The organism is Streptomyces sp. NPDC057253 (assembly GCF_042669125.1).
In the GTDB taxonomy this organism is placed as follows: domain Bacteria; phylum Actinomycetota; class Actinomycetes; order Streptomycetales; family Streptomycetaceae; genus Streptomyces.
Genome location: NZ_JBHUXV010000232.1, coordinates 1 through 7,966 on the forward strand (window position 1 = coordinate 1; position 7,966 = coordinate 7,966).

6 protein-coding genes and 1 pseudogene are annotated in these 7,966 nt (G+C 69.6%); 4 read left to right on the plus strand and 3 right to left on the minus strand.

The window, feature by feature from the left end:
* Together ACFULQ_RS47730 and ACFULQ_RS47735 are read right to left on the minus strand one after the other, a co-directional pair.
* Positions 1–556, minus strand: a pseudogene (locus tag ACFULQ_RS47730) (transcriptional regulator); the annotation flags it as partial.
* Positions 557–1,034: 478 nt separating this feature from the next.
* Entirely contained in the window at positions 1,035–1,283 is a 249-nt protein-coding gene (locus tag ACFULQ_RS47735) for a hypothetical protein (RefSeq protein WP_383557739.1), read from the minus strand.
* Between the two features lie 214 nt (positions 1,284–1,497).
* Between ACFULQ_RS47735 and ACFULQ_RS47740 the strand changes: the two genes are divergently transcribed.
* From ACFULQ_RS47740 to ACFULQ_RS47750, 3 genes are all read left to right on the plus strand, one after another.
* Positions 1,498–2,574 carry an AI-2E family transporter gene (locus tag ACFULQ_RS47740; RefSeq protein WP_383557742.1) on the plus strand — a complete coding sequence of 359 codons (1,077 nt, stop codon included), beginning with the start codon at positions 1,498–1,500 and terminating at the stop codon, positions 2,572–2,574.
* Positions 2,575–3,153: 579 nt separating this feature from the next.
* Positions 3,154–4,644 carry a glycosyltransferase gene (locus tag ACFULQ_RS47745; RefSeq protein ID WP_383557745.1) on the plus strand — a complete coding sequence of 497 codons (1,491 nt, stop codon included), beginning with the start codon at positions 3,154–3,156 and terminating at the stop codon, positions 4,642–4,644.
* Between the two features lie 500 nt (positions 4,645–5,144).
* Complete coding sequence (locus ACFULQ_RS47750) at positions 5,145–5,354, plus strand: hypothetical protein (protein ID WP_383557748.1); 210 nt, start codon at positions 5,145–5,147, stop codon at positions 5,352–5,354.
* A 728-nt stretch (positions 5,355–6,082) separates the two neighbouring features.
* Here the strand turns inward: ACFULQ_RS47750 and ACFULQ_RS47755 are convergent.
* Positions 6,083–6,934 (minus strand): helix-turn-helix transcriptional regulator, encoded by an 852-nt coding sequence (locus tag ACFULQ_RS47755; RefSeq protein WP_383557750.1) that lies wholly within the window; start codon positions 6,932–6,934, stop codon positions 6,083–6,085.
* An 85-nt stretch (positions 6,935–7,019) separates the two neighbouring features.
* Between ACFULQ_RS47755 and ACFULQ_RS47760 the strand changes: the two genes are divergently transcribed.
* Entirely contained in the window at positions 7,020–7,814 is a 795-nt protein-coding gene (locus tag ACFULQ_RS47760) for an SDR family NAD(P)-dependent oxidoreductase (RefSeq protein ID WP_383557752.1), read from the plus strand.
* Positions 7,815–7,966 lie beyond the last annotated feature (152 nt).

A 7,966-nucleotide genomic window follows, 5' to 3' on the forward strand; every position in this document is an offset into this window, starting at 1 on the left:
GACGTACTCGTACTGGCCCCACTGGGAGCCGAGGTCGACGACCAGGTCTACCCAGGCGTCGTCGAGCCCCGGATCGTCGACGGCCGCCGAGGCGGTGACGATCCGGGGCTAGCGGCGCACATTCAGCGCGTGGAACTTCACCGGGTGCTGACGCGGCCGGGAGAGCTGGGCCTGGTTGAGGGGATGGTTCTCTACACGGGTACCGCGACCGTCGCGGTCGAGGAGGGCAGCCGTATAGCGGGCGACGTTCTCGCGCCGCACGGTGCGGTAGATCTGGTCGATGCGCTCGAGGTTGCGTCGGGAGAGCGTGCGGACGCCGTCGAGTCAGGCGCGCAAGGGGCGGTCGGTGACGGTTGGCCCGGCCGCGCGGGCCGCCGCCCGGGCGTGGTCGGTGCGGCTGAGGTAGTGCAGGCGGGCCAGGAGGCCTCGCCGGGCGGTGACGGGAGGCGATGTAGTCGGCCAGTGCCTCCAGTTGGCGGGCGACGGCTTCGTTGCTCTTGATGCCGCGAGGACCGTACTTGCCGAAATCGTTGTTCCGCTCAGGCCACGAGCAGATCCGCCCGGTCGGGCCTGCTGGCAGGTGGACCGTGTCAGCTGCCGGTCCGCGCCGGGCAGGGTGAGATCGGCAGGGCATAGCGCGGTCGGTACCCGGGCCGAGGAATCGTGCCGCCTGAGTGCGGGCGTGGCGACATCAAACCCGGGGAGTACGCATTTCCCCGGGATGCGTCTGGCGGGTGCCTGAGGCGGCGCGAGACAACGCGCCCCGGACGGGCGCGACTTGCTCGCTACCCCAGGCTTGGACGCTGCGTTGCGAACCTGTGTTGTGCAGGCTGAGGACGGCCGACCCGACGGTTTCGGCGCGCTGCATCCGGTGCCCCAGGCAGGTCAGCTCCGTGCGCACAAGGGCGGTGATCGTCGGCTATGCGAACGCGCCCTTCACCGGGCAGATGCCGGAGATGCAGCCGCTGAACGCGTGGCCCGCGTGGGCGCGGCATCTGTGGCCGCCGTTCAGTGCTCCTCGAAGTCCTCCGGGGTCAGTGCTGGTCGGGGTCGGCTTCTTCGGCGCCGCTGCTCGTGTCGCTCGGCTGGCCGCCGCCAGAGGTTCCGTAGCCGCCCGGGACTCCGGGCACGCTGTCGGCATCGGCCTCCTCGCGGGAGACGTGCCGGATCGCGCGGACGTTTGAGCGGCGCTCGGGATACGGATAGCTGAACGGCCGGGACTCGGCTCGCTCCGCTTCGGCCTTCTCTATGTCACGGTCATGCCTGTCGTCATGTGGCGTCATGGTTCGCGGGTACCCGACCCGCCGACGATATGCGGACGTGAGCTCGGCGCAGCGGGTTCTTCGGCCCCAGGGACAAAGAAGTCGAAGAGGCGAAGGCTTTCACCGCCAAGTGCACGGTCCCGGGGTGGGCCGCGAGAAACAGCCGTCGCCGTTTGCCGCAACGGACGGCGGGCACCCAGTCGCCATGGATAAGCGTCGGGTTCCCGTACGCACCATGCTCACCGCCATCGGTCTGGTGCTCGCTTCCTACGTCGCACTGCAGATGGTGGTGCAGACCCGCCGCGTCCTGGTGTGGATGGTGATCGCGTTGTTCTTCGCCGTCGCCCTGTACCCGGCGGTCGACGCGTTGGAGCGACGGGTGACGCGCTGCCGCCGTTCGGTCGCCACGTTGCTGGTCTTCCTGATCACCGTTGTCGTCGTCGGTGGCCTCATCGCTGTGTTCGTCACCCCACTGGCTCAGGAGGGAAGCCGGCTCGCCGACCGTCTGCCCACGCTTATCGACGACGCTCGCGCCGGTCGGGGGCCGATCGGGGACCTGCTCGAACGCACCCATGTGCTGGACTATGTCCAGCACCATCGCGGACAGGTCCGCTCGTTCGCCACCGGCCTGGGAACGCCTGCCCTGGCGTTCGTGCGCAGCGCCGCGACCACTGTGGCGGGGGCCGTCACGATCTTCGTCCTGGCCTATCTCATGGTGCTCGAGGGTCCCAGGGTCATTCATGGGGCCCTGGCTCTCACGGACGAGGAACGGGCCGCACGCATCCGCCGCGTGGGTGCCGCCTGCGCCCGTACCGTCAACGGCTATCTGACAGGCAACCTGCTGATCAGTGCGATCTGCGGTGTGTTGACGTACGTGACACTGCTGATCGCCGGGGTGCCGTTCGCTGGTCTGCTGGCCCTCTTCGTCGCAGTTGCCGATCTCATTCCTCTGGTGGGCGCCACGCTGGGGGCCGTCGTCGCCTCCCTGGCGGCCTTCATCCACTCCGTGCCGGCCGGCATCGCCGCCGTCATCTTCTTCATCGTCTACCAACAGGTCGAGAATCATCTTCTGCAGCCGGTCATCCTGTCCCGCACGGTGAAACTCAACCCTCTGACCGTGCTGGTCGCGATCCTGATGGCCGCGGAAATCGCCGGAATCCTCGGTGCTTTGCTGGCCATTCCGATCGCGGGCATGATCAAGGTCATCCTCCGCGACATCTGGGCGCACCGGGACGGCCGGCCGCTGAAGCTGCCCATGCGCGGTGACGAGAGCTCCGATGTCACCGACCGGGCCGCAAGGGCAGCTGACTAGCAGGGGCCTGGTCAGCTCGACTTGGGAGTGGCGTGTTTTGCGGTGCAGGGGGAGCTGGGCGGGGAAACAGTCGTAGACGTATGCCACCTTCCACCGTGAAGCGCCTGCCGGCTTCTGCCGTCTCCATTCCGTGACGCCCACTACGGTGCCCCGTCAACTCCAGCCTTGTCAGGCGAACATGGCTAGGCATCAGGAGCTGCAGCCGGGCTCTGGTCGTGCTCTTACAGAGCGCCGAACCCAGCCGGGCCGGCCCTTCGGTTCCCGTACCCGTTGGACGGCCGTCGACCACAACGAGGGAGGAGTCAGGACGGTTGGCCCGTCTCATGACGCTGTCCTCTGAGTCCGAGCTGGTCGCACATCTGCAGAAGAGTCCCCCTTCCCCTTCTTCAACGCGCGCAAGAACGAGGGCGAAGCGACCTGCCCAACTGCACCGAGCTGCACGTCCGGTGACGCTTGCCCCGGCGGGGCTAACGCCCTGTATGGCTTTGGTACCGCCGTGGGCATGCAGCGGACTGCCCGTGACCGGAACCTGGACAGCAGGCCAGATCCCGAACGCTCCAGCCGACGTGCGGAGGCACCATGACAGATACCGGCACCCGACAACCGCTGACCAACCACCCCCAGGAACCGATCACCGCGCCACCCGGGCTCCCGGAAGCCCACGTCACCGGAGCCGATCCGCTTCTGCTCAGCGACACGGTCGGGCCCGCCCGGGCCGGCGAGCTCGAAACCGCCCTCCGCAAGGCGGGAGAAGCGCTCGTCGGCCGCCGGATCATCGATGTGAACTCGACGATGAACGGTGGCGGTGTGGCCGAGATGCTGCACCGGCTCCAGCGATACTCCCGCGGAGCGGGGCTCGACGCCCGTTGGTTCACCATGCAGGGAGATCCCGCCTTCTTCGCCCTGACCAAGCAGTTGCACCACCTCCTGCACGGGACCGACGCCTCCGGACCACCACTGGACCGAGACGGAGCCGAGCACTACGGGGCGGTTTGTGAGGCCAATGCACGCGCCCTGCTGGGTGTGGTACGCCCGGGAGACGTGGTCACCCTCCACGATCCGCAGGCCGCCGGCCTCGTTCCTCATCTGCGGCGGGCCGGGGCGAAGGTGATCTGGCGGTGCCATATCGGTACGGACGACCCGAATCTGTACACCGACCAGGCATGGACATTTCTGCGGCCCTGGCTGGAGACGGCGGATGCCTACGTGTTCTCCCGGGAGCGGTACGTTCCCGGCTGGCTCGCCGGGCGGCGGGTCGCCGTGATCCAGCCGTCGATCGATCCCCTGTCGGTCAAGAACCAGCCCCTGGCCTCCTCGGCGGCCGCGGCCATCCTGAGCCGGGTCGGTCTGCGCGCTCCCGCGGACCGGAACGGGGCGGCGATCTATCGGCGCCTCGACGGCTCGGTGGGCCGGGTACGGCGGACTCCTTCCAGTCTGTGCAGCGCCTCGCCGCCACCCGCTGACGCACCCCTCATCGTGCAGGTCTCCCGCTGGGACCCGCTGAAGGACATGGCCGGCGTACTGACGTCGTTCGCCGAGGCCGGCGGCAGCCTGGACGGGGCCCACCTGGCCCTGGTGGGCCCGGACGTCACCGGTGTCACCGACGATCCCGAGGGCGGGCGCGTCTTCGCGGAATGTGCGGCGCTGTGGCACCAACTGCCGGACCGGGTACGAACTCGGGCGCACCTGTTCTGCCTGCCGATGGCCGACGCGGAGGAGAACGCGGTGATCGTCAACGCCCTGCAGTGCTCGGCGGCGGTGGTGACGCAGAAGAGCCTGGCGGAGGGATTCGGCCTGACCGTCACGGAGGCAATGTGGAAGGGACGCCCGGTTGTTGCCAGCGCCGTCGGTGGCATCCGTGACCAGATCGAGCACGGAGTCCATGGCATCCTGCTCGACGATCCCCGCGACAGCGGGTCCTTCGCCGTGCAGACCAGCACTCTGGTGGGTGATCACGACCTTGCGGGAGCTCTGGGAGCCGGCGCCCGGCGCCGCGTGCAGGAGAACTTCCTGGACGACCGTCAACTGCTGCAGCAGACCTCGCTCTACCGGAGCGTGGCCGACGTGTGACCGGGCCTGGCCGCACCGGCGCTCCCTGCCGGGTCCGGCACCCTGGAGGCCCCGGATGCGACCGGCAACAGCAACTCAGCCGCGTTCCTGCACGAGCTTCACGCGGTGGCCCCAGGATCACGCAGTCAGGAAAATCGCAGACGTCCGTCAGGCGAGTCGGTGGGGCTCTTCAGTGGCTCGCCTCCTGCATCGAGCGCCGTCTGATGCCCGCCGTCGACATCGTCGCACCACAGCACGACCTCAGTGTTCTCCCCGGGCGTCGTGGCGATGCCGAACGACTCGCCGCCCACACGAGCCGAACCGGACCCGATACGGACACCTGTCGCCTCCACCTGGTGGGGCTCGCCCTCGGGCCGGGGGCGAGCATGCGGCGGGAGAGTTCGACGAACTGGTTCAGCTCCGGCATGGTCCGGTGCTTGCTGTAGGCCAGGGCGACCATGCCCGGCGCGACGCCCTCCAGGGTCAGGTAGGTGACGTCGTCGCGGCGTTGGAAGCCGGCCATGCCCGCCGGCAGCCGCTGGCAACCGGTACCGGACGCGGCACCTCCAGGCGCCGGACTTGGCAGCGTCAGTACCCTCACCTTCATCATCACCGGCGCTCCCTGGCCCGCCGTCCTCACCCTCGCCCTGGCCGGCCTCGCCGTCGTCCTCGCCCAGTCGGTCCTTCAAGCCCTCGCGCCCCAGGACTCCCACGGCCGCCTCACCTGGTGAACCACCCGCTGGGACCAACCACACCCAACGCCACACCACAACCACCCCACCACCCGACACCCACCCCCACCGCACAAGATCAGGGCGTCCCTGGACAGCTCGCGGGGGAGAAGGTTCGGGGCGACGAAGGTGGAGCACCAAGCGGAACCGGTCCGCCCCGGACTTGAGTGGGAAGTCGTGGAGGGGGCGTGACGTGGACTGCGCGGGACCGTGACCGCGTCCGGGATGGAGGAGCTGCGGGAGGACCCGGAGCGGCTCGTTGCGGTGTGGGAGGCCCGGCACACCGAATGGCGGCGCGTTGCCGCGCTGATGGACCAGGAGGAGTGGCCGGTGTACTCCCCGGAGCGCGACGTCCGGAGCAGTACGCGGGCGTGCAGCGGGAGGAGTGGTCGCGCGGCGGGGAACAGCAGCAGCGGGACGCCCGTGGCGCACTGCGCACGCAGGTATGGCCGTCAGCAGACGTCAGCCGTCGGCTGCGGGAGATCTGCGCCCGGACCGGGCTGCGCCCCGAGCATCTGCTCGCCCAACTCGACTACCAGGTCCGCCTCACCGAGGGCGGCACCCTTACCGAACACCGGCAATGGCGGATGCTGCAGCGGTACACCGGACGGCGCGAGGACTATGGCGACACGCACTCGCCATTGGTCTCCGACCGCTCCGCCACACGCGGTGAACTCGTCACCGACGTCATCGAGGACCAGGAGCAGCTCGTATCCGGTGTCCGTGGGCTAGGGCAGGTAGTCGCTCGCCCGGGCGCCGAGGACGTTCAGAAGAGCCAGCGTCTCGGCGCCGGGGGATCCCGGCGGTGCGCTGTAGAGCACGAGGTGCTGGTCGCGGTCGGTGAGGGTGAGGGTGTCGCAGTCGACGGTGACGTCGCCGACGGTCGGGTGACGGAAGGTCTTGGTGAGCGCCGGTACGGGCTGTACGTCGTGGCGTTCCCAGAGCCGGGCGAAGTCGGGGCTGGTGTCCCGGAGTTCGTCGACGAGGCCGGTCACTGCGGGATCGGTGGGGTAGCGGGCGAGGGTGGTGTGGAGCTGCATCACGATGCCGAGGCGGAAGTCGGCGGCGTCGGAGATCCCGTAGAGCCTCTCGGCGGCGTACTGCGGTCCGGGAAAGGCCCGGCGGGCGAGGTTGCGCTCCCTGGGGGTGAGCGGGGCGAAGTCCTCCATGAGGGCGGCCGCGAGGTCGTTCCAGGCGAGGACCTCGCACACGGCTGACATCACGAAGCCGGCTGTGTGAGGCATTCGTTCGAGGAGCGCGAGGATGCTGGGGCGGACGTCGCGCCGGTGCAGTCCGGTGCGGTTCGGCGCCGTGCCCGCCAGGACGTGGAGGTGGTCGGACTCGGCGTCGGTGAGCCGCAGGGCGCCGGCGATCGCGGCCAGGACGTCGCCTGAGGGGCGTGGCGCCCGGCCCTGTTCGAGGCGGATGTAGTACTCGGTGGAGATGTGCGCGAGGACGGCCACTTCCTCGCGGCGCAGGCCCGGTGTGCGGCGTCGCGGGCCGGAGGGGAGGCCTACGTCCTGGGGGCGCAGCCGCTCTCGGCGGCTACGGAGGAATGCCCCGAGCTCCTGTCTGTCCATACGGCCAGTGTGCGCGCCGCCCGGCAGCGGATCGTAGTACTGGTTGTGCCTGTATCCGGCCGGCAGCCGGCCGGACGCTGTTTCCATGACGAACAACCCGAACACCACTGACATCGCACCCGTCGGCCTGCTCACCGGCAAGGTCGTCTTCATCACCGGCGCCAGCCGTGGCATCGGGGCGGCCGCGGCCCGGCTCTTCGCCGCCGAGGGCGCCGCCGTCGTGCTCGCCGCCCGCAGCACCGACGCCCTGGAGGCCATCGTGAAGGAGATCCGCGCCGTTGGCGGTACCGCCGACGCCGTCACCCTGGACCTCGCCGACAGCGCGAGCATCCGCGCCGCCGTCGACCAGGTCGAGAAACTGCACGGACGCCTGGACGGCGCCTTCAACAACGGCGCGCTCCCCCAGCAGCAGTTCGGCCCGGTCCACACCACCACCGACGAGGACATCGACGAGCAGTTCGCGGTGAACTTCCGCGCGCACTGGATTGCCATGAACGCCCAGGCCGCTCTCATGCGGAAGAACGGCGGCGGGGCTATCGTCAACACCTCCAGCATCGGCAGCCGCCGCGCGAACCCGGCCCTGCCCGCCTACGGCGCCATGAAGCGCGCGCTCAACAGCCTCACCGAGACCGCCGCGGTGAACTGGGCCGGTGACCGTATCCGGGTCAACGGCATCACCCCCGGCGGCACCTCCACCGAGATGATCGCCACCTGGGAGGCGGCGACCCCCGGCATCGTCGAGCAGATGACCAAGTCGATCCCGCTCGGTCACATGGGCGAACCCCGGCAGATCGCCGAGGCCGCCGCCTGGCTGCTCAGCGACCGCGCCTCGTACGTGACCGGCGCGATCCTGCCGGTCGACGGCGGCGCCGGCGCCTGACCAGGCAGTCCTGCCCGGCTCCGGGGAAACCGAAGAGGTGCGGCCCAGAGCCGCTGCCCCCCGTTATCTTCTTGGCGGTCCTGCAAGAGGGCTGCTGGCCTCCGGGCCCGGCATGACTGGTCCCCCCTGTCGAAACGATGACCTGGGGGGTG

What these genes read in the sequence shown, in the direction of transcription:
- ACFULQ_RS47735 (WP_383557739.1), bottom strand. Translation starts at nt 1,283, where the DNA reads ATGACGCCACATGACGACAGGCATGACCGTGACATAGAGAAGGCCGAA.
- ACFULQ_RS47740 (WP_383557742.1), top strand. Translation starts at nt 1,498, where the DNA reads ATGCTCACCGCCATCGGTCTGGTGCTCGCTTCCTACGTCGCACTGCAG.
- ACFULQ_RS47745 (WP_383557745.1), top strand. Translation starts at nt 3,154, where the DNA reads ATGACAGATACCGGCACCCGACAACCGCTGACCAACCACCCCCAGGAA.
- ACFULQ_RS47750 (WP_383557748.1), top strand. Translation starts at nt 5,145, where the DNA reads ATGCCCGCCGGCAGCCGCTGGCAACCGGTACCGGACGCGGCACCTCCA.
- ACFULQ_RS47755 (WP_383557750.1), bottom strand. Translation starts at nt 6,934, where the DNA reads ATGGACAGACAGGAGCTCGGGGCATTCCTCCGTAGCCGCCGAGAGCGG.
- ACFULQ_RS47760 (WP_383557752.1), top strand. Translation starts at nt 7,020, where the DNA reads ATGACGAACAACCCGAACACCACTGACATCGCACCCGTCGGCCTGCTC.